The sequence below is a fragment of the Streptomyces sp. YIM 130001 genome (genome assembly GCF_003574445.1).
Classification (GTDB): domain Bacteria; phylum Actinomycetota; class Actinomycetes; order Streptomycetales; family Streptomycetaceae; genus Streptomyces.
In genome coordinates this window covers 271,603-293,863 of the sequence record NZ_KZ984549.1, presented here as the reverse complement: position 1 = coordinate 293,863, position 22,261 = coordinate 271,603, and the positions used below count along the sequence as shown (strand labels likewise).

Annotated in this window: 23 protein-coding genes; 16 read left to right on the top strand and 7 right to left on the bottom strand. The window is 70.3% G+C overall.

The window, feature by feature from the left end:
- Positions 1-59 precede the first annotated feature (59 nt).
- Both DSC45_RS04450 and DSC45_RS04445 read left to right on the top strand, forming a co-directional pair.
- Entirely contained in the window at positions 60-515 is a 456-nt protein-coding gene (locus DSC45_RS04450; RefSeq protein ID WP_119287283.1) for an SRPBCC family protein, read from the top strand.
- Between the two features lie 67 nt (positions 516-582).
- The gene (locus DSC45_RS04445; RefSeq protein WP_119287281.1) at positions 583-2,184 is read left to right on the top strand and encodes a phytoene desaturase family protein; all 1,602 of its coding nucleotides are present in this window, start codon (positions 583-585) and stop codon (positions 2,182-2,184) included.
- Positions 2,185-2,200: 16 nt separating this feature from the next.
- Here the strand turns inward: DSC45_RS04445 and DSC45_RS04440 are convergent, their stop codons facing one another.
- From DSC45_RS04440 to DSC45_RS04430, 3 genes are all read right to left on the bottom strand, one after another.
- Positions 2,201-3,037 (bottom strand): SDR family oxidoreductase, encoded by an 837-nt coding sequence (locus DSC45_RS04440; protein WP_240434455.1) that lies wholly within the window; start codon positions 3,035-3,037, stop codon positions 2,201-2,203.
- 89 nt (positions 3,038-3,126) lie between these two features.
- Complete coding sequence (locus tag DSC45_RS04435; RefSeq protein WP_240434454.1) at positions 3,127-3,612, bottom strand: flavin reductase family protein; 486 nt, start codon at positions 3,610-3,612, stop codon at positions 3,127-3,129.
- A gap of 74 nt (positions 3,613-3,686) precedes the next feature.
- On the bottom strand, positions 3,687-5,225 hold the full coding sequence (locus tag DSC45_RS04430; RefSeq protein ID WP_119287277.1) for an FAD-dependent oxidoreductase: 1,539 nt from the start codon (positions 5,223-5,225) through the stop codon (positions 3,687-3,689).
- Positions 5,226-5,446: 221 nt separating this feature from the next.
- Between DSC45_RS04430 and DSC45_RS04425 the strand changes: the two genes are divergently transcribed.
- Both DSC45_RS04425 and DSC45_RS04420 read left to right on the top strand, forming a co-directional pair.
- Positions 5,447-6,280, top strand: a complete 834-nt coding sequence (locus DSC45_RS04425) for a class II glutamine amidotransferase (protein ID WP_119287275.1) — start codon at positions 5,447-5,449, stop codon at positions 6,278-6,280.
- Positions 6,281-6,323: 43 nt separating this feature from the next.
- On the top strand, positions 6,324-7,412 hold the full coding sequence (locus tag DSC45_RS04420) for a glutamate--cysteine ligase (protein ID WP_119287689.1): 1,089 nt from the start codon (positions 6,324-6,326) through the stop codon (positions 7,410-7,412).
- A gap of 11 nt (positions 7,413-7,423) precedes the next feature.
- Here the strand turns inward: DSC45_RS04420 and DSC45_RS04415 are convergent, their stop codons facing one another.
- The gene (locus DSC45_RS04415) at positions 7,424-7,672 is read right to left on the bottom strand and encodes a DUF6479 family protein (protein ID WP_119287273.1); all 249 of its coding nucleotides are present in this window, start codon (positions 7,670-7,672) and stop codon (positions 7,424-7,426) included.
- A gap of 199 nt (positions 7,673-7,871) precedes the next feature.
- Entirely contained in the window at positions 7,872-8,435 is a 564-nt protein-coding gene (locus DSC45_RS04410; protein ID WP_119287272.1) for a hypothetical protein, read from the bottom strand.
- A gap of 145 nt (positions 8,436-8,580) precedes the next feature.
- Here DSC45_RS04410 and DSC45_RS04405 point away from each other — a divergent pair, with 145 nt between their 5' ends.
- Complete coding sequence (locus DSC45_RS04405) at positions 8,581-9,165, top strand: TetR/AcrR family transcriptional regulator (RefSeq protein WP_119287270.1); 585 nt, start codon at positions 8,581-8,583, stop codon at positions 9,163-9,165.
- A gap of 202 nt (positions 9,166-9,367) precedes the next feature.
- Here DSC45_RS04405 and DSC45_RS04400 read toward each other — a convergent pair whose 3' ends face one another.
- Positions 9,368-10,165: a hypothetical protein gene (locus tag DSC45_RS04400; protein WP_162929126.1), complete on the bottom strand. Its 798-nt coding sequence runs from the start codon at positions 10,163-10,165 to the stop codon at positions 9,368-9,370.
- A 306-nt stretch (positions 10,166-10,471) separates the two neighbouring features.
- Here DSC45_RS04400 and DSC45_RS04395 point away from each other — a divergent pair, with 306 nt between their 5' ends.
- The 6 genes from DSC45_RS04395 to DSC45_RS04370 all read left to right on the top strand — a co-directional run bounded on the left by DSC45_RS04395 (position 10,472) and on the right by DSC45_RS04370 (position 15,275).
- Complete coding sequence (locus tag DSC45_RS04395; protein WP_119287269.1) at positions 10,472-11,041, top strand: GNAT family N-acetyltransferase; 570 nt, start codon at positions 10,472-10,474, stop codon at positions 11,039-11,041.
- Between the two features lie 148 nt (positions 11,042-11,189).
- Positions 11,190-13,166 carry a S9 family peptidase gene (locus tag DSC45_RS04390; RefSeq protein ID WP_240434453.1) on the top strand — a complete coding sequence of 659 codons (1,977 nt, stop codon included), beginning with the start codon at positions 11,190-11,192 and terminating at the stop codon, positions 13,164-13,166.
- Between the two features lie 186 nt (positions 13,167-13,352).
- On the top strand, positions 13,353-13,898 hold the full coding sequence (locus DSC45_RS04385; RefSeq protein ID WP_119287267.1) for a dihydrofolate reductase family protein: 546 nt from the start codon (positions 13,353-13,355) through the stop codon (positions 13,896-13,898).
- Between the two features lie 60 nt (positions 13,899-13,958).
- The gene (locus DSC45_RS04380) at positions 13,959-14,165 is read left to right on the top strand and encodes a DUF4287 domain-containing protein (RefSeq protein WP_119287265.1); all 207 of its coding nucleotides are present in this window, start codon (positions 13,959-13,961) and stop codon (positions 14,163-14,165) included.
- 13 nt (positions 14,166-14,178) lie between these two features.
- Positions 14,179-14,577 carry a VOC family protein gene (locus tag DSC45_RS04375; protein ID WP_119287263.1) on the top strand — a complete coding sequence of 133 codons (399 nt, stop codon included), beginning with the start codon at positions 14,179-14,181 and terminating at the stop codon, positions 14,575-14,577.
- 62 nt (positions 14,578-14,639) lie between these two features.
- A complete protein-coding gene (locus DSC45_RS04370; RefSeq protein WP_162929124.1) occupies positions 14,640-15,275 on the top strand; it encodes a GNAT family N-acetyltransferase in 636 nt (211 codons plus the stop codon).
- Between the two features lie 50 nt (positions 15,276-15,325).
- Here DSC45_RS04370 and DSC45_RS04365 read toward each other — a convergent pair whose 3' ends face one another.
- Positions 15,326-15,706 (bottom strand): winged helix-turn-helix transcriptional regulator, encoded by a 381-nt coding sequence (locus DSC45_RS04365; protein ID WP_119287683.1) that lies wholly within the window; start codon positions 15,704-15,706, stop codon positions 15,326-15,328.
- Positions 15,707-15,780: 74 nt separating this feature from the next.
- Between DSC45_RS04365 and DSC45_RS04360 the strand changes: the two genes are divergently transcribed.
- From DSC45_RS04360 to DSC45_RS04340, 5 genes are all read left to right on the top strand, one after another.
- A complete protein-coding gene (locus DSC45_RS04360) occupies positions 15,781-16,437 on the top strand; it encodes an NADPH-dependent F420 reductase (RefSeq protein WP_119287259.1) in 657 nt (218 codons plus the stop codon).
- A 470-nt stretch (positions 16,438-16,907) separates the two neighbouring features.
- Positions 16,908-17,690: an IclR family transcriptional regulator gene (locus tag DSC45_RS04355; RefSeq protein WP_240434452.1), complete on the top strand. Its 783-nt coding sequence runs from the start codon at positions 16,908-16,910 to the stop codon at positions 17,688-17,690.
- Positions 17,691-17,884: 194 nt separating this feature from the next.
- Positions 17,885-19,945: an NADH:flavin oxidoreductase gene (locus tag DSC45_RS04350; protein ID WP_119287257.1), complete on the top strand. Its 2,061-nt coding sequence runs from the start codon at positions 17,885-17,887 to the stop codon at positions 19,943-19,945.
- A gap of 20 nt (positions 19,946-19,965) precedes the next feature.
- Complete coding sequence (locus DSC45_RS04345) at positions 19,966-21,225, top strand: aromatic ring-hydroxylating oxygenase subunit alpha (protein ID WP_119287255.1); 1,260 nt, start codon at positions 19,966-19,968, stop codon at positions 21,223-21,225.
- Positions 21,222-22,259: an FAD-binding oxidoreductase gene (locus DSC45_RS04340; protein WP_240434451.1), complete on the top strand. Its 1,038-nt coding sequence runs from the start codon at positions 21,222-21,224 to the stop codon at positions 22,257-22,259. Before DSC45_RS04345 ends, DSC45_RS04340 begins: the two co-directional genes overlap by 4 nt.
- Positions 22,260-22,261: the final 2 nt, after the last annotated feature.

Here is a 22,261-nt window from a genome sequence, read left to right as displayed (position 1 = left end):
GGTACTGGGAGGCAGTCCCCTTCGCACGAGGCCGACGAGGTACAGGTGGGAGCGAGCCCATGGCCGTACGACACCGTCTGATCAAACGGCCCGTGGCCGACGTGTGGTCCGTGCTCTCGGACCCCTTTCGCTTTGCGGACTGGGTCGTGGGGACGGCGCACTCGAAGCCCCGTGAAGGCAGCTGGCCCGACGTGGGCTCCAGCGTCACGTACACGATCCGCCTGGCCCGCTGGTCGGTGCAGGGCTGGACCGCCGTGCGGCGTCGCGAGGAACCCGAGGTTTTGGAGCTGGAGGCGAACAGCGGGCCGCTCGGCTCGGCGCGGATCGCCATCGAGGTGCGCAGCTGGGGTGAGGATGCTCTGGTCATCGTCGATGAGCACCCGCTCACCGGCCCCGGCAGGAAGCTGCACAACAAGGCGGTCGATGCGCTGATCCAGCTCAGGCACCGGACGATGCTCGCCCGCCTGGCCGACGTCGTCGAATCGTCCACGCCGCAGTCCATCGGATCGTCCTGACCAGGCTGAAGCCGATCGCCGACCAGCAGGGCGGCCCGAGCGTGGGGCCCGGAGCAAGGAGGCAGCCATGCCGGATGCCGTGGTCATCGGGGCCGGCCCGAACGGGCTCGTCGCCGCCAATGTGCTCGCCGACGCCGGATGGAGCGTCGAGGTGCTCGAGGAGCAGGACCGACCGGGCGGCGCGGTGCGCAGCGACCGGGGCGTGCACCCCGACTATGTGAGCGACCTGTTCAGCGCCTTCTACCCGTTGGCAGCAGCGTCCCCGGTACTGGCCGGTCTGGACCTGCACCGAGACGGACTTCGCTGGAGCCGGGCGCCGAACCCGTTGGCGCACCCCCTGCCGGACGGCAGATGCGCGGTGCTGCACAGCAGCGCGGCGGACACCGCGGCAGGCTTCGACGCCTTCGCCGAGGGCGACGGGGCTGCCTGGCTGGACCTCTGCGCCACCTGGGCGCGGCTCGAGCCCGCCGTCGTCGGGGCGCTCTTCACGCCCTTCCCGCCGGTGCGCTCGGGGCTGCGGCTCGCCGCCGCACTGCGGAACGCGGGAGGCCTGCGGTCGGCCCGGGCCCTGCTGCTGCCCGTACGACGCTTCGGTGAGGAGGAGTTTCGTGCGGAGCCGGGACGCCTGTTGCTGGCGGGCAACGCCCTGCACGCGGATCTCGGGCCGGAGGCGACCGGCAGCGGTGGGTTCGGCTGGCTGATGTCGATGCTCGGCCAGACCTACGGCTTTCCGGTGCCGGAAGGGGGCGCCGGCGAACTGACGGGCTCGCTCGTACGGCGACTCGAGCGGCACGGCGGCGTGGTGCGGTGCGGTGTGCGCGCGGCCGAGATTGTCGTGCGGGGCGGACGAGCCGTCGGGGTGCGTACGGCCGGGGGCGAGGGCGTGCCGGCGGACCGTGCCGTACTCGCTGATGTCTCGGCTCCCGCCTTGTACGGCGAGCTGCTGGACGAGAGTCATGTGCCCGACCGGGTACTCGGAGACCTGCGTCGGTTCCAGTGGGACTTCGCCACGTTCAAGGTCGACTGGGCCCTGAGCGGCCCCGTGCCCTGGACGGCAGAACCCGCCGCGACGGCCGGAACCGTCCACCTGGCCGACGGCGTGGACGGCCTCACCCGCTGGGTCGCACAGATCGCCACCGGACAGGTGCCCGACCGGCCCTTCCTGGTCCTCGGGCAGATGACCACAGCCGACGCCTCGCGTTCACCGGCCGGGACCGAGTCCGCCTGGGCGTATACGCACGTGCCGCACCGGATCAAGGGCGACGCCGGGAGCGACCGACTGACCGGGCGCTGGGACCGCAGGGAGCAGGAGGCCATGGCGGACCGCATGGAGCAGGAGGTGGAACGCTGGGCTCCCGGCTTCCGCTCCCGCATCAGGGCACGTCGACTCCTCGCCCCTCCGACGCTGCAGGCCATGGACGGCAATCTGCATGGCGGAGCCATCAACGGTGGTACGGCAGCCGCCCATCAGCAGTTGGTGTTCCGGCCGACGCCCGGTAACGGGCGCCCAGGGACGCCCGTTAAGGGCCTGTATCTGGCATCGGCGGCCGCCCATCCCGGCGGCGGCGTCCACGGAGCGCCGGGCGCCAACGCCGCCCGGGCAGCGCTGCGGGCGCCGGGCGGACTGGCCCGGCGGACGGTCGCGCGCTGGAAGGGCCCGACCAGGTGAACAACGGCGGTCAGGCTCACTTCGCAGCGCCGGAATCGTCCGCGGCCCGACCGCCGGGCCCGAGCAGCCCGGTCGGCTCGAACTCCGAGTGCGTCAACCGACGAGTCGACCACGCGGTGACCATCCCCGGCATGGCGGCCCGCACCGCCTGAAGTCCACGGAGCCAGCCCGGTACGTACACCGAGGCCGCCCGGCGCTCGGTCGCGTCGGCCAGCCGCGATGCCACGTCGAAGGGGTCGAGGAGCTTGCGCGCAGGAAGGGGCAGCTGCGCGCGCAGTTCACTCAGCCCGCCGCTGCGACCGTCATCGGATCCGCGGATCATGTCCGTGTCGACCCAGTTCAGATAGGCGACACCCACCCCTACGCCCCGCGGCAGCAGCTCCGCGCGCAGCGAGTGGGCCAGGGACTCCGCGCCCGCCTTCGAAGCGCAGTAGGCGCTCATCATCGGGGCCGCGCCGAGGGAGGCAAGAGATGCCACCTGCATGAAGTAGCCGCGGGTGTCCAGGAGTTGGGGTAGAAAGGCGCGCGCCGTGTTCGCGCTGCCGACTACGTTGACCTCGAGGACGCGTCGCCAACTGGCCGGTTCGGAGCCGGCGAACGGGCCGCACTCGGCGACGCCCGCATTGGCGACGACCACGGACGCGGGGCCCTGCCGGTCGCGGATCTCACCGGCGACCTGCGCCATCGCCTCGGGGTCCGTCACGTCGACATGCCAGTGGAGCGAGGGCGCCCCCAGCGCGTGGGCCGCGCGCGCGAGTTGCTCCTTCTCGAGCCCGATCAGGGCCAGTTGGGCTCCGCGCGCCGCGAACTCCCTGGCGAGCGCCCACCCGACGCCGCGGGCGGCGCCCGTCACTACGACCGTACGGCCTCGCAGTACGTTGCCGGCGGAACGCACACCCCTGCCTCCGATCCCGGGTCTCCTCTTGGCGGACACCGGCGGCGTCATCCCGAGTGGCCGGGCGTGAGATCGCGGACATCGCTGAGTCGCAGCGGTGCCTGGCGCGGCAGCGGGTCCGACCCGGCTTCCAGCGGACTGAGATGAAACCCGACATGGTCACCCCAGTCGGCATGCCCGTCGACTCTGCCGACCCACCAGGCACACGCATCCGTGAGTACGGGTGTCCGGCCCGCGCCGGGCTCCCAGCTCAGGGTGGCGAACTTGTCGACGACAGCGCCGCATCGGCTGCCGAACAGCCGCGCCACACCGACCTGTTCACGCCCGATCAGGTGGACGCCGAGGTGCGAGGCGCGGCGCGCGACGCCATAGGTGTGGTTCGCCCGGGACAGCCACACCACGAAGGTGGGCGGGTCCAGCGAACACTGCGAGGCGAAACCGACCAGACATCCGGCCCGCTCGTCGCCCGCGGCTGCGGTGACGACGCACATCGGATAGTCCAGCCGGTCGGTGAAGCCATCCAGTGCAACCACTGCGCGTCACCCCTTTCTGGTGGTCCGTGATGCTCCGCCGACGGAGGCGTACGCGTCGGCGGCAGCTGCGCGCCTCAGTCGTCGGCCCGGTCCACCGGCGCCAGCGGGTGCACCGCCGGGCCCTGGAGCACCGACCCGTCGACGTCGAAACGGGATCCGTGGCACGGGCACTCCCATGTCGTCTCGGCTTCGTTGAACGCGACCAAGCAGCCCAGGTGCGTACACCGCGCCGACACGGCCTGTACGGAGCCGTCCGCGCTCCGGTGAACGGCACAACGCCGGCCGTCGACGCGCACCACCGCACCGGTCCCCGGCTCGATGTCGGCCACCGAGGCCACGTGCCGGGTGCGCAGCCTGCCGCCGATGAAATGCTGGGCCACATCGCCCTGTTGCCGCAGTACGGTCGCCGCCTCGCGCACAGTGCTCCACAGCCGCCGCGGGTCGTAGAGATCGGCCCACGGCGGCGTCTCGTCGCCGATCAGCCGGGCGAGAAGGCTCCCTGCCATCACACCCCCACTCATGCCCCAGCCGCCGAAACCGGTGGCCACGTAACTGTGGCGGGCGCCGGGATGGAGGAGACCCACGAACGGAACACCGTCGGCCGAGTCGGCGTCCTGGGCCGCCCACCGGTAGGCCGTGGCGCCGACGGGGAAGCGCTCGTGCATCCAGGCATCGAGGCGCCGGAACCTCTCGCCCACGTCCTCACCCGCGCCGGGAGTGAAGCTCTCACCCGTCACGATGAGCAGCCGTCGTCCGTCGTCGAGCGGAGCCGACCGGATCGATCGCTTGCCCTCCCCCTGAGTGATGTACATCCCGGCCGGCGCCCGGTCCGCATCGAGGGGCGCGGCCACCACCAGTTCCCTGCGCGGCGCCAGACGGGCGAAGAGCAACGCCCGGTCGAACACCGGATAGTGGGTGGCCACGACCACGTCCCGGGCTGCGACGGAGTGTCCGGACTCGGTCGTCACCCGGCACGGCGAGCCTTCCGCCAGCCCGGTGACGCGGGTGCCCTCGAAGATCCGCCCGCCCGATCGCCCGATGTCCTCGGCCAGGGCGAGGAGATATTCGCGAGGGTGGAACTGCGCCTGTTCCTCCACCCGGACGGCGCCGCTGATCTCGAACGGCAGCTCGCTGTCCGTCACGTAGGTCGCGGGCAGTCCGGCCGAGGCCGCGGCCCGCGCCTCGGCCTGCAACGACGGAACAGCCGCCGGATCGGTCGTGTAGGTGTAGGCCGGGACGCGTTCGAGATCGCAGGCGATGTCCAGTTCGTCGACAATCTCCGCGACGTGTTCCACGGCGCCTTGCTGAGAGCACGCGTACAGCTCGGCGTCGGCCTCGTTCCTGATCCGGCGGATTCGGTCGTAGACCAGGGTGTGCAGCGAGGACACCTTGGCGGTGGTGTATCCGGAGACCCCGGCGGCGACACGGTCGGCCTCCAGCAGGGCGACGGAATGACCGGCCTTGACCAGTTCCCACGCGGCGCTGAGGCCGGCGATGCCGCCGCCCACCACGACGACGTCCGCCTCGGTGTCGTCACCGAGCGTCGGGTAGCCGGTCGTGTCCGCCGTCGCCATCCAGTAGGACTCTTCGTAGGAAGGGCGGGAGTCGGTCATGCGGTCCTCCTCGGAGCGCTCGCTCGTCCACCCCCGTCCCAGGACACCCCGGTTGCCCTGCGCACTGCCGTCTAAACGCAGCGACGGCGGAGGCGGCGTCGGGAGGAAGCGGCCCCCGCAGGGAGTCGGTACGGTGGAAGCGAAGGGCCGCGAACCCGTGCGGTCGCACCGACCGACCACCGAACTGCCCCGCACTGTGACGTACGGGGAAGGACCCGCTGATGTGCAGGTGGCTCGCCTACTCCGGAACGTCCGTGCTGCTCGCCGACCTGCTGTACAAGCCGGAGCACTCACTGATCGATCAGAGCCTGCATTCCCGCATGGGCGTGGAGACGACGAACGGCGACGGGTTCGGCGTGGGCTGGTACGGGCCCGAGGCGCAAGAGCCCGCGGTGATCAGGGACACCGGCCCGGCCTGGAACAACCGCAACCTCCGTGAGATCGCCGCACACGTGCGTTCCCCGCTGTTCTTCGCCCACGTGCGCGCCTCGACGGGCACCGCGGTGCAGCAGACCAACTGCCACCCCTTCCGGCACGGCCGCTGGATGTGGATGCACAACGGTGCGATCGCCGATTTCCACCGCCTGCGCAGGGACCTGTCCCTGGCCATCGACCCGTCGCTGTACTCGCAGTTGGAAGGGTCCACGGACTCGGAGGTGATGTTCTATCTCGCGGTCACCCTCGGCCTCGACCAGGACGCCCCCGGAGCGGTGGCGCGCATGGCCGGAACAGTGGAACGGATCGGGCGCCGCGAAGGGGTCCGGGATCCACTCCAGATGACGGTCGCCGTTTCGGACGGCGAACGCCTGTGGACCTTTCGCTATTCGAGCCTGCGTGCCTCCCGGTCGCTCTTCTACAGCAGCCGCGCCGACACGATCCGCGCCCTGCACCCCGACCTGAACTTCCTCCGCGGAGTGTCGCCGGACACCAGGCTGGTCGTGTCCGAGCCGCTGGGGGATCTGCCCGGCGTGTGGCACGAGGTCCCGGAGAGCAGTTACGGCGTGGTCCAGCCGGGAGCGGACGAGTTCCTGCCGTTCGCTCCGGTGGAGGCCTGAGATGCCGTTGTCCGCCGAAGACCGCGCCGACGGGGGAGAGGGCATGCGCACCGTCGGTGTGGAGGAGGAGCTGCTGCTCGTCGACGCGGAGAGCGGTGAGCCGCAGGCATTGTCCACGGCGGTCCTGGCCCTGACGGAGCGCCGGGGTGCGGGCGACTCGCCCTTCGATCCCGAACTCCACCGTGAACAGCTCGAGTTCGCCACCGCCCCACAGAGCGACATGACAGAACTCGCGCGCGAGATCCGCCGGTGGCGAGCGGAGGCCGCCAGAAGCGCCGGTGATCTCGGGGCAGCCGTCGCAGCCCTCGGAACGTCCCCGCTCCCGGTCAGTCCCTCGATCGGGACCGGCGAACGGCACCGGTGGCTCGCGGAACGCTTCGGTCTGACCACGGAGGAGCAGCTCACCTGCGGCTGCCACGTCCACGTATCGGTGGAGTCGGACGAGGAAGGAGTCGCCGTACTCGACCGGCTGCGGCCCTGGCTCTCCGTACTCCTCGCCCTGAGCAGCAACTCGCCGTTCTGGCAGGGCCGCGACTCCTCCTACAGCAGCTATCGGAGCATGGTCTGGGGCCGCTGGCCGTCCTCGGGACCGGCCGATCTCTACGGCTCGGCCGACCGCTACCACGAGCGGGTCCAGGCCCTGCTCGACACCGAAGTCCTGCGGGACAGAGGGATGATCTACTTCGACGCCCGGCTCTCCCACCGGTATCCCACCGTCGAGATCAGAGTCGCCGACGTATGCCTGGACCCGTCCGACACGGTCCTCCTCGCCACCCTCGTACGCGGCCTCGTCGAGACCGCGGCACGCGAGTGGCGCTCGGGAGGCGAACCCGCACCCTTCGGATCGGCGGTCCTGCGCATGGCGGCGTGGCAGGCCGGCAGAACGGGCCTCGAGGACCGGCTCCTGCACCCGCACACGATGCGGCCCGAGCCGGCCGAGGACGTGGTGCAGGCCCTGCTCGCGCACGTACGCGACGCGTTGGGGGACCACGGCGACCTCGCGTCGGCCCGAGCCGCGCTGACGGAACTGCGGCGGCGGGGGACCGGAGCGCGCGTGCAACGCGACCTGCTGCAGCGCACGGGCAGCCTGCGCAGTCTGGTCACGGACTGCGCCGCGAAGACCCGGGGGTGAGGGCAACGAGGTCAGGGATGGGGATTGCCCTGGTCGGGGTCGTCGTCGGGGGTCTGCCAGGTGGTGCCGCGCTGGGCCTCGCCGCTGACCGGGTCGGTGCCGTCGGCGTTGGTGCTCCGCTCGGCACGGCGTGCGTCACGTCGTCGCCCGGCGGCGAACATGGCGATGAGACCGAGGACCACGACGACGCCGACGAGGACGATGATCAACGAGGCGGCGCCCGAGGCGGCCAGGACGGTGGCTGAGCTGTAGGTGTGCATGGCGGTCGAGTACCCCGTCGGTGAGGAAGGCTGCTGGGCCGCCGGGGTGAGAATCCGGAGTGGGTCCTCGCGCCTCGGGAGACTGTCGGACGGGCGCCGCCATTCGAGCGGCCTCCGCCCCTGACCTGTCGAAAGCCACGGGCCCGACCGGTGCAGGGGAAACACCGGTCGGGTCCGTGTGGGGTGCGAAAGGGCGTGGTCACGCGTGCTGACCTGAGGGCTTGATGCGCAGGGCGGAGACGAGGAAGAAGACGCCGCCGAGGAAGGCGTAGCCGGCCAGGCTGCCCAGCGTGGGGGACTCCGCGCCGGCCTGCGCGACGAACGATGCTCCGGCGAGCGTGGAGATGCCGCCGCTCGCGATCATCGCCCACTGGCCACCGAGCCGGCGCCGGCTCGCCCCGACGACGAGCTGCACGATGCCGGCGGTGACGGCCCAGATCCCCCAGACACGCAGCACCGCCGGGATGCCGGACGTGGCGGCGACGGCCAGGCCGATGCCGGCCAGGGTGCTGAGTGCGATGTTCACGTACAGGCCGCGGGCCGGTCCGCCGCTCGCGTTCGCGGAGCGGACGTCGACGACGGCGCACGCCACGTCGAACAACGGGTAGATCACCAGCAGGGTGGCGGTCAGCGGACCCAGGGTGTCGGCGGTCGCGAACAGCAGCGCGGCCCATACGGCGGCGAAGGCGAAGCGGTAGAAGTACAGCTTGCGCAGTGCCACGGGGACGCTGGTGGGAGCGGTGGTGCTGATGAGGGTGTCCATGGGGATGCCTTCCGGTGACGGCGGACCGTGACGTGAGGGTCGTCTCGCCGAGGGAGAACGTTCGGTCTCGTCATCATCTAAAGGTTCTGCTCGACGGATGTCAAGACCGAACGTTCTCCCTCGCGGGTTTGGTACGCTCGGGTCCATGAGTCGGGGCACAGAAAACGGCAGCACGTCCGAAGCGCGAGCCAGGCTGCTGAGCACGGCGACGAGAATCTTCTACGCGGAGGGGATCCACTCCGTCGGCGTCGACCGGATCATCGCGGAGGCGCAGGTCACCCGGGCGACGCTGTACCGGCACTTTGCGGGCAAGGAGGAGCTCGTCCTCGCCTATCTCGACCAGGCCGACCGAGGAATCCGCGCACAGGTCGCGGCCGCGGAGTCGAGCGGCGAATCGGGCTCCGACCGCGTCCGGGCCGTCGCCCGGTCCATCGTCGACGGCATCAAGTCTCCCGGCTTCCGCGGATGCGCGTTCCTCAACGCCGTCGCCGAATACCCCGACCCCGCCCACCCGATCCACCGCACGGTCCTGGCCCACCGCGAATGGTTCCTCGACACCGTCACGGAGCTGCTCGGACAGGCCGGCCATGAGCCCGCCGACGCGGCCGGCCGGCATCTCGTGATGCTGCGGGACGGCGCCATGGCGGCCGGCTGCCTCTTCGATCCGGAGCTCGTCTCCGGGACCTTCCTGGACGGCGTCGAAGGCATCCTGCAAGCGCGTCCGGCCTGAGCGTCCCGGGTCGCCGCGAGCGGGCCCGGCCCCGCCGCAGCACAACAGCGCGCGGACCGTCTGCGAAGACGGTCCGCGCGCTGATTCACGGGGAGAGGGTGCGAGATCGGGCTCGGCCCTGTCGGCCGAGCCCGCCCGCGGAACTCAGTTCACCGCTCGTCGACGGTGGTCGCCCGCCGAGACTCGGTTGTGGCCCGACGGCTCAGTTGTGCTCCTCGTCGATGGTGACGGCGACGCCCTTGGCGATCTTGACGACCACGGCGACGCCCTTCTTGGCGGCCGCTTCGAGCTGGTCCTCGGTGCAGGGCGTGATGTCGCTCGCGTCGCCGCAGATCCAGCCGGCACCGTTGATGTCCGTGCTGGTGGAGGTGAAGAAGGCGCGCTTGGCGCCCTTCTCGTCCGCGATGCTGTACTTGCCCGGGGCCATGTAGCCGAGGTCTCCGGACCAGGTGCCGGACCCGTTCTCGCCGCCGCCGTCGCCACCACCGCTGCTGGAGTGGTCCTCGACGATGCTGACCGCGGTGCCGTTCTTGATCTTGACGGTCGCGCTCACGCCCTTCTTGGACGCTGCCTCGAGCTGGTCCTCCGTGCACGGCGTCGCCGCCTGGCCCTCCGCGTCACCGCAGATCTTGCCCGCGCCCTGGATGTCGGTGTCCGTCGAGGTGAAGAACGCCTGCTTGGTGTCCTTCATGTCCGTGACGGTGTACTTGCCCGGCGCCAGGTAGGCGACGTTCCCGAACCACGTACCCGTCACGGCCTTGCCGCCCGCCTTGCCGCCGGACCCGCCCCCCGAGCCGTTCCCGGACTGCGCCTCGGTGCCGTCGGCGCCGCCCTTGTCGTCGTCGGACTTCCCCTTGGCGTCCGAGTCGGAGGCCGACGATCCGGAGCCGCTCGACTTCTTGCTGCCGGAGTCGCCTCCCTGACAGGACGTGAGCAGCGCGGTCGTCGCCATCAGGGCGGCGGCGGTCAGGACGGTCTTACGGCGGTGGCTGCGAAGCATGGAGTCGTTCCCCCCGGTCGTGCGCAAGCCCGGCCGATTCAACGAACGGACTGTGCTGTGTGCTCGGTCGATCAACATCCTGACCCACGAGACGATCACGGGGGAAGCGCGGTTACGAGGTGATGACACAGTCGACGTGATCATGAGACGCACGGGCACGACTCGGACACAAGTCGCCCAGTACGGACACACTTCCCACGCGAGCGAGGGCTTTCGGGCACGGTGGGCGGCTACCCCGGATGTGCCGGAGCGAGCCCGCGGTGGACTGGCTACGCTGCCCGTTCACCGGCCAGGGAGGGTCTCACCATGGGCAGCACCACGTCGTCGTTTCCCGAACGGATCGAACTCGCGGGAGAAGGGCTCGTCCTGCGCGACTGGACGGAAGCAGACCTGGCCGCGATGCCGGACCTCTTCGACCACCCCGACATCGCGCACTGGACACCGATCGTCTCGCCCTTCGACGCGGCGGCGGCCCGCGCCCGCCTGGACCGGGGACGGAAAATGCGCGCGGAGGGCTCGACCGTCCTGCTCGCCATCACCGCGGACGGCGGGGAGCCGCTCGGCGAGGTCATGCTGCGGCGCGCCCCCGAGGGCACCGAGATCGGCTATGTGATCGGCCCCGCGCACCGCGGTCAGGGCCTGGCCGCGCGGGCGGTGCGTGTGATGGCCGCGTACGCCTTCGGCCAACTCGGCGTGGAACACGTGATTCTGGAACTGGAGGCCGAGAACGCCGCGAGCGCCGCCGTGGCCGCGAAGGCCGGTTTCCGGCTGCTCGACGTGCCACTGATCGCGGGGGAGGAGAAGGGCAGGCCGTACGTGCTGCAGACCTGGGGGCTGTGGTCCGACCGTTCTCGCTCCGGGGTGTCCGGACGGTAGGTGCGCGGGCGCCGGTGGACATCGTCCGTCGTGCGGGTGCGCGCGGAAGACCGACACCTGACGGTCGCGCCGGTTCGGACCGAACCGGCAGGCTGGACGTGGTGCCGGTCTCCACCCCGGCACGGCCACGATGGGGAAGGGGAGCGCTTTGCCGGCAGATCTGAGGGCGACGACGCAGTACCGGAAGGTTCTCGAGTACCTCCGTGCGCTGCACGGGCCGGGATTCGGCCGGCCGATGAACATCCGTGAGGCGCAAGTGTCGTACGACGGAGCGAGCGCCGTGGTGACCGCGGACGTCATGGCCGACCTCGAAGGTGCGCCGAGAACCGCTGTGTACACCGCGGTGGACGGCCGGTTCCGGCCCGTGTCGACGGGTGGCGGTTCGGCCCGGTCGGGACGGTTCTCGCCGGACGGGCGGACGCTGGCGTTCCTGTCAGACCGCGGCGAGGACGGCGTGTACCAGCTGTACCTCCTGGTGGACGGCACGCTGGGGGAGGCGGAGCGGGCGCCCGCCGTGCCGGGGACGGTCGAGTACCTGCACTGGTCGCCGGACGGCCGGCGGATCCTGCTCGGCGTCGCCGGCCTCGGCGCGGACCTGTCCGGCGGACAGGGGTCGGGCACCAACCGGGGGAGTGGCGGCGGGGCGCCTGCGTGGTTCCCCAAGGTCGACGGCGACGTCGCCGACGAGGCCTGGCGCAGCCTGTGGTCGTACACCGTGGCGACAGGTGCCCTCGAGCGCGTGTCGCCGCAGGGCCTCAACTGCTGGGAAGCCGGCTGGTGCGGGCCGGACCGTATCGCCGCGATCACCTCCGACTCCCCGGGCGAGGACGACTGGTACGGCGCCGTCCTCAGCCTCATCGGCCTGGATGGAGCGGTCCGGACCGTACTGGACAGCGAGGTCCAGCTCGGGCTGCCGACGGGCTCGCCCGACGGCCGGTGGCTGTCGGTAGCCGAAGCGGTCTGCAGTGACCGCTGGTTGGTGGCCGGTGACCTGCTGCTCGTCGACGCCGATTCCGGTGCGGTACGGCGGATCGACACCGCGGGCACCGATGTCACCCGGCTCGAGTGGATCGACGCCGGGCGCCTCGGGTACGTCGGGGTGCGACACCTGGACTCCGTCGCCGGCGTCGTCCGCACCGGCGACGGGCGCGTGACCGAGGCCCTGTCCACCGCCAAGTCCTGCGGCGGCACCACCTTCCACCCCGACGGCTCATTCACCGCCGACGGAAGGGTGTTGACCATCCAGGAGTCCTACGAGCTCCCGCAGCAGCTGGTGTTGACCGCGGCAGACGGCGACCAGGTGCTGGCGTCCGTGGCCGACCCCGGCACCGACTACCTGCGCTCGGTGGCCGGTTCGGCGCAGGCGCTCTCCTGGAGCGCGCCCGACGGCACGGAGATCGAGGGCATCGTGTGCAAGCCCGCGGGCGACGGTCCCTTCCCGCTCGTCGTGAACATCCACGGCGGCCCCGTCTGGGGATTCCGCGACACCTGGTCGATGTCGTACCCGTGGGTGCCGCTCCTGGTGTCCCGGGGATACGCGGTGTTGAACCCCAACCCGCGTGGCAGCAGCGGCCGCGGGCAGTCGTTCGCCGGCGCGGTCGTCGGCGACATGGGCGGCGCCGACACCCACGACTACCTGTCCGGCATCGACGCCCTGGTCGAACGGGGCATCGCCGACCCCGCCAGGATCGGCCTCATCGGCAGGAGTTACGGCGGCTTCATGTCCTCCTGGCTCGTCACCCAGGACACTCGTTTCGCCGCGGCCGTCCCCCTCGCCCCGGTGACCGACTGGTACAGCCAGTCGTTCACGAGCAACATCGCCGCGTGGGGCAACCGCTTCCTCGACGCCGACCCGGAGCAGCCCGGCACCCGGGCACACACCCGCAGCCCCGTCCTGCATGCCGGCAAGACACGCACTCCCTGCCTGAACGTCGCCGGCGCGCTGGACGCGTGCACACCCCCCGGCCAGGCGCAGGAGTTCCACCAGGCCCTGCGCGCGCGGGGAGTGCCGTCGGGACTGGTCATCTATCCGCAGGAGGGGCACGGGGTGCGGGCGTATCCCGCGCAGATCGACTTCCTGACACGGGTGTTGGACTGGTTCGAGCGGTACATGCCTGCGGTGTAGCGCGGACATGCTCCCAGGGCGCCGTCGTCGCACCCACCCGTGCTTGAGTTTCGCTCAACCGGCGTTGCTCGATTGCCTGTTGTTCCCGCAGGCCAACGGTCGTGACACTCGATCCCGTGCCCGCCCGCGTCGCCGATGCACACGCAAGGCGCACGCCGCCGGAGGGCCCAGGATCGGAGGATACGGATGACTGCGGTACGCAAGGTTGTGGCCGGCCTGTTCATATCGTTGGACGGCGTGGTCGAGGCGCCGGAGACCTGGCACTTCCCCTACATGAACGACGAGATGGGGGCCGCGCTGGGTGGGATGTACGCGGAGGCGGACACGCTGTTGTTCGGGCGGGTGACGTACGAGGCGTTCGCCGCGGTGTGGCCGGGCCAGAGCGGCGAGGTGGCCGACGTCATCAACGGCGTACCCAAGCTCGTCGCGTCCACGACTCTCCGGGAGCCCGGCTGGAACAACGCCTCCGTCATCGACGGTGAAGTCATCGCCGCCGTGCAGGACTTGAAGGGACAGGAGGGTGGGAACATCAACCTGGCCGGCAGTATCAGCGTGACTCGGGCGCTCCTTGCAGCCGGGTTGCTGGACGAACTGCGCCTGCTCGTCCACCCCTTGGTGCTGGGAACCGGCCAACGACTGTTCCCCGAGGGCTCGAACCGCGTACCCCTGACGCTGACCGCGTCGACGACCTTCTCCACCGGAGTGATCGACGCGACGTACCGGCCCGCCTGAGTCCCAAGTCGCGAGTCCCCCGCCCCGCATCGCATCGCCCCGCACAGAGAGGAATCCGCTATGGCTGCCGTGAAGGGGAACCCCGCCAGCTACTTCCCCGCTATCGAGGAAAAGTACGGCCGACCCGTGCAGGAATGGATCGCACTGATCCGTTCCTCGCCGCTCACCGGGCACATGGAGCTGGTCACGTGGCTGAAGACCGAGCACGGCCTCGGCCACGGGCACGCGAACGCGCTCGTCGCCCACACCCGGTCGATCGAACGGTAGTAGCCTGCCGACGATGCCTGAGCTGCTGGGAATCAATCATCTGACGCTGTCCACGACCGACCTGGACAGGCTCCTGACGTACTACACGCACGTGCTCGGCGCCGCGCTCGCCTTCGAGCGCGGCGCCACCTCGTCCGACCCCCGGGTCGCGGTCGTCGATGTCGGAGGGAACGACCACTTGATGATGGTCGAGACACCCGCCGTCCCCATCACGGACCTCGACCCCTTGGGCAACGCGGGTTGGGGTCTGCGCGTCGCAACTCACGCGCAACTGAACGAGGTTCGCGAGGGGATTCTGGCGGCAGGACACCCGGTGGGCCCGATCGTGACACTGCCTGCGCAGTGGACCATGACGGCGCACGACCCGGACGGCCGCCCCGTGGATATCCGAGCCCACCGGCCGCGTTCGTGAGACCGTCCGTCGCGCCGGTCGTTCCGGCAGGCAGTCTCTCCGGCTTCCCCCAGCCCTCGCTCATGTCGTCCGACGAAGCTCTGCTCCTGCGGCCGTGGAGGAATGACGACGCCGTGGTCCTCCAGGGCGCCTACCAGGACGCGACGATCCGGCGTTGGTCGCTGCGCCGTATGCCGTCTCGGGCGGCAGCTGAGGAGTGGATCGCGGACGCCGGTCGACAGTGGCAGGAAGAGCGCGGCGCCCAGTGGGCGGTCACCGATGCGGACGGCGGACAGATCGTGGGCCGGGTGGCCCTGCGTTCGATGGATCTGTTCGTGGGCCTTGCCGAATGCGCGTACTGGGTTCTGCCCGAGCTCCGCGGCCACGGCGTCGCTCCGCGCTCGCTCGCCACCCTGTCCGACTGGGCGCTGGAGCACGTGCACTTCCACCGTCTGGAACTGGCACACTCCGTCCGCAACCACGCGTCCTGCCGGGTGGCGGACAAGACCGGATTCGGGTTCGAGGGTGTCCGGCGCAGTTCAGTTCGACACGCGGATGGCTGGCATGACATGCATCTGCACGCCCGCGCCCAAGGCGACGCCGACCCCGTCGTCCGGCATGAGGAGAGCTGTCCCGAGCGCTCGGATCAGAGCAGAGGGCCCAACGCGTCCCGGCCGGGCCGAGCACGATCCGGCACAGCCGCGAGGCCCGCGCACTGATCATGCGCTTCCTGGTCGCATACGACCACTGATCAATTCGGAAGAGCTCGTCAGGGCGACGATGGATCCGCCTGCAACTCGGCCGTGCACGCCGCTTCCCGTGCCGTCATCACCTCGTCGCCGTGCTCGAAGGCCCACGCGCCGACCGCGTCGATGGGGGACAACAAGGTCCCGCCGAGAGCGGTGAGTCGGTACTCGACCCGTGACGCTGACCCGGTGCGTTCGTTCCGCTCGACCAGGCCGTTGGCCCGCAGCCGTCGCAGGGTCTCGGTGAGGACCTTGGAGCTGATGCCCCCGATCCGTTCCCGAAGCTCGACCGGACGCATCGGCCCGTTGCGCAGAGCCCACAGGACCACGGGGTTCCAGGTGTTGGAGAACAGGTCGAAGGCGAGGCGGGCGCGGCAGTCGGCGAGGAAGGGGTCATGCGTCACGTACCACATGGTGCCCGAGCGACCTCCTAGCGTCAGTGCGAGGCGTCACAGCAGCCACAGAAAGGGAATGTGTGATGAGGATCGGCGTACTGGGAACGGGCAGCATGGCCGAGGCACTCGCCACCCACTGGGTACGGGCCGGGCACCAAGTGGCCATCGGTGGACGGGACATCGGCAAGGCGGAACGGCTCGCGAGGCGCGTCGGGGGAGGCGCACAGCCGGTCGGTCTGCGCGCAGCGGCCGAGTTCGGCGAGGTGGTCCTGGCAGCGCTGCCTTTCGGTGCGGGCGCGGAAGTGGCACAGGAACTGCAGGCGGCCCTGGACGGCAAGGCCTTGCTCGACTGCAGCAACCCGGTCGGCGCAGGTTTCCGGCTGCTGACGGACGGAGGCCCCTCGGCCGCCCGGCAACTGGCCTCGGCGGCGCCGGGAGCCCACGTGGTCAAGGCGTTCAACCTCTGCCACGAGGACGTGTGGCGCATGAGCCCGCCCGTCTTCGACGGGAGGCCGCTCGCTGTCCCGGTCTGCGGTGACGACGGGGAGGCGGTCGCGCGGGTCCGTACGTTGGTGCGGGACGTGGGCTGCGACCCCCTCGCGGGCGGCGGTCTCGAACGTGCGGGACTCCTGGAAGCGACCGCCGCTCTGTTCATCGCGCTGTGGGTGGGCGAAGGAGCGGACGCGCAGGCGATCGCTCCTCCGCTGGCCTATGCGGCCGGACCCGGCGTGCCGCAGTAGGTCTGCCCGAGCGTGCTCCGAGTGGGACTGCCCCCTCCCGGCCGACCGGGAGGGGCGCACCGGTCCAGGTGATCGGGCGCCACCCTGATCCCGGCAAGTGATCGGTGAAGTCCTCCTGCCAGGACACACGACCGCGTGCGGCACACTCACGCGTCCCGCAGGTCCGAGACTCCACCGGACAGCGGGCATCGGGTGGTCATGGCGGAGCCGGTGCCGATTCTACGGCGAGGGCCATGAGCGGGGTCGACTGCTGGCAGGGGTGGTCGACGAGGATGTGCTCGGGGGCGAGCGGAGACCAGGGCACGGTGCCGTGGGCGTGTGCTGGGCGCTTGTCAGGCCGGACGGTGACCGGAGACCAGCGAGTCGTCGGAGGCTTGCCGCGTGCGGTCATCACCACGGGTCTGGGGCTGCTCGCGATGGCGCCGAGCGGGCCGAGCCAGGTGTTCGAAGCCCTCCTATACGCTCCCTGTATGGGCAGCAAGGGTCGGGCGCGGGACAACTCGGTGCAGTCGGTGGATCGTGCGGTGTCGATCCTTCAGGTACTGGCGGCGCGAGGACCCTCCGGCGTCACGGATATCGCGGAGGCCCTGGAGATCCACAAGTCGAGCGTGTTCCGGCTGCTCGCGACCCTGGAGGCCAGGGGGCTCGTGGAGCAGGACAACGAGCGCGGGCGGTACCGCATCGGCTACACGATGGTCGAACTGGCCGGCGGGGTCACCAAGGGCGACGACCTGTCCCTGCTGAGCCGCCCGGTGTGCCGGGAACTCGCCGCGGCCGTGGGCGAGACGGTGAACCTGGCGGTCCACGAAGGGGACGAGGTCATCAGCATCGACCAGGTGATCGGCAACGCGGCGATCACCAGCATCGACTGGATCGGCAAGCGCACCCCCCTGCACGCCACATCCGCGGGCAAGGTCTTCCTCGCGCATCTGCCGCAGGACGAGGTCACCGAGATCCTGGCCCAGCCGCTGGAGGAGTACACCGAGTACACCGTCACGGATCCGGCGCTCCTGAAGGAGCAGTTGCAGACTGTTCGCGAACTCGGCTACGGGGTCGCAAGCGAGGAGCACGAGATCGGTCTGGCCGCGCTCTCGGCTCCCGTCCGGTCGCTGAACGGCGAGGTCGTGGCCGCTGTGACGCTCTCCGGGCCGACGTTCCGGATCAACGACCACACCATCTCCGGGCTCGCCGAACAGCTGGTGGCGGCCGGCGACAAGATCTCCTGGCGCAAGGGATATCTGCGGCGCGGCTGATCCACTGCGGATCCCGTCTGATCCACCTCTGAAAAGGCTTGACGGCGGAGTTCGACAGGCTCCACATTTGTCTCGTATAGCGACTCTGTTTCGCACAGCGAAACTCTCAGGGCGTCCAGGCGCCTTTCTTGAGCGTGGCCAATTCTCGGATCCAGCTGTCATCAGCCGGCCCACAGAGTTCACCGGGAGCAGATATGCCCGTACCTACCACGACCATGGATCCCCTGCTCCAGCCCTACCGGTTGAAGCACCTCACCCTGCGCAACCGTGTGGTCAGTACGTCCCACGAACCGGCCTACGGGGAGGACGGACTGCCCAAGGACCGCTACCGGGCCTATCACCTGGAGAAGGCGCGCGGCGGTGTGGGCCTGACGATGATCGGCGGCTCGGCGGTCGTGTCCCCGGACAGCCCACCGTCGTTCGGGAATCTGCTGCTGTACCGCGACGAGATCGTCCCGTGGCTGCGCAGGCTCACCGACGACGTGCACGAGGCCGGAGCAGCCGTCATGTGCCAGGTCACGCACCTCGGCCGTCGTACGAGCAACTACTCAGGAGACTGGCTCCCGTTGGTGGCCGCGTCCGCGCTGCGCGAGCCCGCGCACCGTGCGTTCCCCAAGGCCGCCGAGCCGTGGGACCTCGACCGGATCGTCGCCGACTACGCGGCTGCGGCGGTGCGTTGCCAGGCCGGAGGACTCGACGGAATCGAGCTCCAGGCCTACGGCCACTTCCTCGACAGCTTTCTCTCCCCGCTGACCAACCAGCGCGACGACGCCTGGGGCGGCAGCATCGAGCACCGGACCGCCTTCCCGCTCCGGGTGATCCGTGCCGTACGGGAGGCCGTGGGCCCGGACTTCGTCCTCGGCATCCGGATGGCCTTCGACGAGGACCACCCCGACGGGCTGACGTTCTCCGACGCTGTGTATGCGGCGACACGGTTCAGCGCCGCCGGCATCGACTTCATCAGCGCCATCAGGGGATCCATCGAGAGCGACGCCTCCCTGGCCAGGACGATCCCGCCGATCGGGACCCCGCTCGGTTCGTTCCTGGAGTTCACCGGAGAGATACGGCGCAACGTCGACGTACCCGTGATGCACGCGGCGAGGATCGCTGACCCGGCGACCGCGCGGTACGCCCTGCGGGAGGGCCTCGTCGACCTCGTCGGCATGACACGTGCCCAGATCGCCGACCCGCACCTGGTGGCCAAGGTCGCCGCGGGGGAGGAGGACCGCATCCGGCCCTGTGTCGGGGCGAGTTACTGCCTCGACGCGATCTACGACTCCGGCGACAGCAAGTGCATCCACAACCCGGCGACCGGGCGGGAACTCCAGCTGCCGCACGTCATCGCACCCACCGCCCGGTCCCGTTCGAAGGCGGTGATCGTCGGGGCGGGTCCGGCCGGCCTGGAGGCGGCACGCGTCCTCGGTGAACTCGGCCACCACGTCGTCCTGTTCGAGGCGAGCGACGCCCCGGGCGGCCAGATACGCCTCGCCGCGTCCAACCCGCGCCGCCGGGACCTCCTCGGCATCGTCGACTGGCGGTTCTCCGAGTGCAAGCACCTCGGTGTCGACCTGCGCCTGGGCGCCTACGCAGAGGCCGCCGACGTGACCGCCGAACACCCCGACCTGGTCGTCATCGCCACCGGCGGCATGCCCGACCGGTCCTTCCTGGCCGCCGGCGAGGACCTCGTATCCGACACCTGGGACGTGATGTCCGGCTCCCTGCGCCCCGGCGGCACCAGCGAGATCCTCGTCTACGACGACCACGGCGGCCACCCCGCGATGGACGCCGTCGAGCTGCTGGCTCCGGCCGGCGCGCAACTGCACTACGTGACACCGGAACGCACGCTCGCACCGGACATCGGCAGCATGAACTCCCCCGCCTATCTACGGGTGTTCGCCGAGCACGGCGTCACCACCACCCTCGCCAGGCGACTGCGTGCGGTGCGCCGGTCGCCCGACGGGCGGCTCACCGCCACCCTCCACAGCGAGTACACCCGGACCGACACGGAACAGACCGTAGACCACGTCGTCGTCGAGCACGGCACGCTCCCCAACGTCGAGCTCTACGCGGACCTCCTGGCCGGCTCCACCAACCTCGGCGAGGTCGACCACCGCGCCCTCCTCGCGTACGAGAAGCAGACCGTCGTCCGCAACGCGGCGGGGCGGTACCAGCTGTTCCGAATCGGTGACGCGGTCACCAGTCGCAACATCCACGCAGCCGTGTACGACGCACTGCGCCTGTGCCTGCCCGTCTGACGAACCATCGGAGAGACGAGATGACCGCACAAGATTTCGTCACACCCGCCGCCGAACTCGTCGAACGACGCGTCGCCGGCCGGAGCCTCGAAGCCCCCTTCTATGTCAGCGAGACGTTCTTCGACCTCGACATCGAGGCCGTCTTCGCCCGCAGCTGGATCTTCGCCGCGACAGAAGCCGAAGTCCCGGAACCCGGCGACTACATCACCGTCACCGTCGGGCCGTACTCCGTGATCGTCGTCCGCGACGACGACGAAGAGGTGCGCGCCTTCCACAACGTCTGCAGACACCGCGGCGCCCGCATCCTCAACGAGGCGAGCGGTTCGGTCGGCAACATCACCTGCGGCTACCACCACTGGACATACGGCGTGGACGGCAGACTGCTGCACGCCGCATCGCAGGACGCGGGCTTCGACCCCTCGTGCTTCGCCCTGCGGTCCGTCCACGTGCGCGCCGTCGCCGGTCTCGTCTTCCTCTGCCTCGCCGCCCAACCCCCTGACGACTTCGACGAGTTCGCCGAACGGATCACCCCCTACCTCGCCCCCCACCGCCTCGGGCAGGCCAAGGTGGCGAAGCAGGTCGACCTGGTCGAGGACGCCAACTGGAAGCTCACCATGGAGAACAACCGGGAGTGCTACCACTGCGCCGGCCACCCCGAGCTGCAGCGCTGCTACTTCCCGCTCTACAACTTCACCGAGGGCGACGTACCCGACGCACTGCGCCCGACCTACGAGCGGTTCCTCGAGGCAGACGCACAGGCACGGGCCGCCTACGAGTCGATCGGGCTGCCGTACGCCGCGCTCGAGGACCTGGTCGACCGGCCCACGGGCTTCCGCATCGAACGCGAACCGCTCGACCTCGCGGGGGAGTCGTTCACCGACGACGGCAAGGCCGCGGTCGGCCGTCTGCTCGCCGACTTCCCCACGGCCCGCCTCGGCCACCTCGGCCTCCATCTGCAGCCCAACGCCTGGTTCCACTGCGCGGCCGACCACGCGGTCACCTTCTCGGTGCTCCCGCTCGCCGCGGACCGCACCCTCGTACGCACCACCTGGCTGGTGCACGCCGACGCGGAGGAGGGCACGGACTACGACCTGGACCCACTGACGAAGGTATGGGAAGTCACCAACGAACAGGACGCCGTCTTCGTCGCCCGCGCGCAGCTCGGGATCGGCGACCCCGGCTACGTCCCCGGCCCGTACAGCCCTACCGAGTCCCAGGTCGAGGACTTCGTGCAGTGGTACATCAACCGGCTGGACGCACATCTGGAGGAGGGACGATGACCACAGCGGCCATGGCCACCGGGAGCCTCCCGCCCGTCTGGGCCGACGGGCTCCTGGTGTGCAAGCAGGTCCACGACACCACCCACGACGTACGCACTTTCGTCCTCGAACCCACCGACCCGCACCTCTTCCGGCACGACCCCGGTCAGTTCCTCACGCTGCTCCTGGACATCGACGGCCGGCAGGTCGAGCGCTGCTACACCATCTCCTCCCCGCCGACCCGCCCCGATCTGCTGACGATCACGGTGAAACGTGTCCCGGGCGGCCGGGTCTCCAACTGGCTGCACGACCACCTGACTCCGGGCAGCCAGGTCTGGGCGCGGGGCCCGCTCGGACGCTTCACCATCGCCCGGCATCCGGCACCGAAATACCTCTTCCTGTCGGCCGGGAGCGGGGTGACGCCCCTGATGTCGATGACCCGGGCGCTGTACGACCTGGCGCACGCTGTGGACGTGGTGTTCGTCCACAGTGCGCGCAGCTTCGACGACATCATCTTCCGGCAGGAACTCGAGTTCATCGCGCTGACGAGCCCGCACATCCGGGTCACGCACGTACTGGACGACCGGGGCGAGCAGTTGTGCGCGGAACTGCTCCGCGAACTCGCCCCCGACTTCCCTGAACGCGAGGTCTTCACCTGCGGGCCCGGCGGCTACATGCAGGCGGTGCAGGGCATGCTGTCGGGCGCCGGATTCGCGATGGAGCACTACCACGAGGAGAGTTTCACCTTCGAGAGTGCGGACCGGGACGTGGCCGATCAGGGCACCGGACAGGCGTCGTTCAAGGTGGAGTTCGCCCGCACCGGGCGCACCATCGACTGCGATGCGGGTACGACCGTGCTGGCCGCCGCCTCGCGCGAGGGGATCACCCTGCCGGCGTCGTGCGCCCAGGGCATGTGCGGCACCTGCAAGACCACACTCCTGTCCGGGTCCGTCGACATGCGGCACAACGGAGGGATCCGGCCCCGCGAGATCGCCGCGAACAAGATCCTGTTGTGCAGTTCCCGGCCCCTGGACCATCTGGTGATCGACGGCTAGCG

What these genes read in the sequence shown, in the direction of transcription:
- DSC45_RS04355 (WP_240434452.1), top strand. Translation starts at nt 16,908, where the DNA reads ATGGGCAGCAAGGGTCGGGCGCGGGACAACTCGGTGCAGTCGGTGGAT.
- DSC45_RS04425 (WP_119287275.1), top strand. Translation starts at nt 5,447, where the DNA reads ATGTGCAGGTGGCTCGCCTACTCCGGAACGTCCGTGCTGCTCGCCGAC.
- DSC45_RS04345 (WP_119287255.1), top strand. Translation starts at nt 19,966, where the DNA reads ATGACCGCACAAGATTTCGTCACACCCGCCGCCGAACTCGTCGAACGA.
- DSC45_RS04350 (WP_119287257.1), top strand. Translation starts at nt 17,885, where the DNA reads ATGCCCGTACCTACCACGACCATGGATCCCCTGCTCCAGCCCTACCGG.
- DSC45_RS04420 (WP_119287689.1), top strand. Translation starts at nt 6,324, where the DNA reads ATGCGCACCGTCGGTGTGGAGGAGGAGCTGCTGCTCGTCGACGCGGAG.
- DSC45_RS04395 (WP_119287269.1), top strand. Translation starts at nt 10,472, where the DNA reads ATGGGCAGCACCACGTCGTCGTTTCCCGAACGGATCGAACTCGCGGGA.
- DSC45_RS04370 (WP_162929124.1), top strand. Translation starts at nt 14,640, where the DNA reads ATGTCGTCCGACGAAGCTCTGCTCCTGCGGCCGTGGAGGAATGACGAC.
- DSC45_RS04400 (WP_162929126.1), bottom strand. Translation starts at nt 10,165, where the DNA reads ATGCTTCGCAGCCACCGCCGTAAGACCGTCCTGACCGCCGCCGCCCTG.
- DSC45_RS04450 (WP_119287283.1), top strand. Translation starts at nt 60, where the DNA reads ATGGCCGTACGACACCGTCTGATCAAACGGCCCGTGGCCGACGTGTGG.
- DSC45_RS04340 (WP_240434451.1), top strand. Translation starts at nt 21,222, where the DNA reads ATGACCACAGCGGCCATGGCCACCGGGAGCCTCCCGCCCGTCTGGGCC.
- DSC45_RS04430 (WP_119287277.1), bottom strand. Translation starts at nt 5,225, where the DNA reads ATGACCGACTCCCGCCCTTCCTACGAAGAGTCCTACTGGATGGCGACG.
- DSC45_RS04380 (WP_119287265.1), top strand. Translation starts at nt 13,959, where the DNA reads ATGGCTGCCGTGAAGGGGAACCCCGCCAGCTACTTCCCCGCTATCGAG.
- DSC45_RS04415 (WP_119287273.1), bottom strand. Translation starts at nt 7,672, where the DNA reads ATGCACACCTACAGCTCAGCCACCGTCCTGGCCGCCTCGGGCGCCGCC.
- DSC45_RS04410 (WP_119287272.1), bottom strand. Translation starts at nt 8,435, where the DNA reads ATGGACACCCTCATCAGCACCACCGCTCCCACCAGCGTCCCCGTGGCA.
- DSC45_RS04375 (WP_119287263.1), top strand. Translation starts at nt 14,179, where the DNA reads ATGCCTGAGCTGCTGGGAATCAATCATCTGACGCTGTCCACGACCGAC.
- DSC45_RS04405 (WP_119287270.1), top strand. Translation starts at nt 8,581, where the DNA reads ATGAGTCGGGGCACAGAAAACGGCAGCACGTCCGAAGCGCGAGCCAGG.
- DSC45_RS04445 (WP_119287281.1), top strand. Translation starts at nt 583, where the DNA reads ATGCCGGATGCCGTGGTCATCGGGGCCGGCCCGAACGGGCTCGTCGCC.
- DSC45_RS04385 (WP_119287267.1), top strand. Translation starts at nt 13,353, where the DNA reads ATGACTGCGGTACGCAAGGTTGTGGCCGGCCTGTTCATATCGTTGGAC.
- DSC45_RS04360 (WP_119287259.1), top strand. Translation starts at nt 15,781, where the DNA reads ATGAGGATCGGCGTACTGGGAACGGGCAGCATGGCCGAGGCACTCGCC.